The sequence below is a fragment of the Komagataeibacter europaeus LMG 18890 genome (assembly GCF_000285295.1).
GTDB lineage: Bacteria > Pseudomonadota > Alphaproteobacteria > Acetobacterales > Acetobacteraceae > Komagataeibacter > Komagataeibacter europaeus.
Map to the genome: position 1 here is coordinate 1 of NZ_CADP01000292.1, position 1,310 is coordinate 1,310.

General features: G+C 50.1%; 1 protein-coding gene. It reads left to right on the top strand.

What is annotated here, in order from left to right:
- Positions 1-240 precede the first annotated feature (240 nt).
- Positions 241-1,310 (top strand): replication initiation protein (locus GEU01_RS25455; RefSeq protein WP_198284515.1); only part of this gene is annotated, 1,070 nt, incomplete at its 3' end.

The window sequence follows — 1,310 nt, forward strand, 5'->3', positions numbered from 1 at the left end:
AGTCGTTGGTTTTCCTAGTATTTTTTGTCTTGAATCAGAATCACTTGAATAGAATCAGAATCCCCCGCAGCACGCTGCGGTCGTGTTTATAGAAATCTTCATAAGAAACCTTACTTCTCAGCACCATACGCGGCCGCGAGAAGGCGCTAAGATCCCCAATTTCCGCTTCACCTGACCTTATTCTCATTCTAAGGTCAGGATACGAATCGTTCGTCCCGTTAGGTGCTGGATAACCCGCCCATGCAATACGCATCCGAAAGTGATGAAGCTCCAAAGCGCGCCATGCGTGTTGCTCGCGCTCTACAGCATAAGGGTGCCGACGAGTTCGCCAAACCTGGCCACCTTGTGGAGATACGTTTCGTCAGAGGCCAATCGCTAAGCCTGACTGCATCACGTCTACTCGCGTTGATGATCCTTGTAGCCGGTGGCGATGCTTGGAAGCCAGTGGTCCACCGCATGCGCAAAGCAGACATCAGGCGGGGTCACAAAGGTAACGAACGCATAAGTGACATGCTTGAAGAACTGCATGGTACTCTATTTGCCGAAGACGACATTTCCTGGCGAGGTAAAAAAGCGACGCGACGATTTTCTCTGATTGCCTCTTCAAGGGAAGAAGTTGAAGACACAGAGCCTGGAAAAGAAGTCGGTTGGATCGAGTGGGAATTTACTCCTGATGCCCGAAGACTAATCCAAGAGTCTGAGACCTATGCGGTCATGAACCGCACCGCTGTATTGGGTTTTCGTTCGGCTTACGCGCTTAAACTTTACGAAATCGGGGCCTTGCGCGTGAAGAGACGTCAAACCGTGTGGAAAGGTGACGTCATCGCATTTCGTGCTGCCTTAGGGATCTCACCTAACGTCTATAAAGACTTTGCTCAGTTGCGGCGAAAAGTATTGACCGTTTGCAAGAATGAAATCGACGAACTGGCGCATTTTACGGTCGAGTGGACGGAAATAAGACAAGGAAGAGCAGTAAGAGAACTCGAGATTGTTTTCCAACCTAAGGAAACCCCAAAGGTCATAGATCATCAAACAACTACACGCGAATTAGAAACACAACGCAATCAAGTAGTACGACCCGCAGCTGCGAAAAGCGATGGGCAGCTAATGTTTCCAGCCGGTTCTCTCCAGTTTGGAGCCGACCAAGAGATATTCGCTAGAATAGCGCGTTCCTCTGGCGGGGGCTGGGATATCGACCTGATTGCCGATGCATTCCGAGACCATCTCGGTGAGCGACTTGGCAAGCTGCATGGTTCCAAGCTTAAAGCGGCATGGAAAGGCTTTTGCGAAAGTTATCACAACCGTCGAGG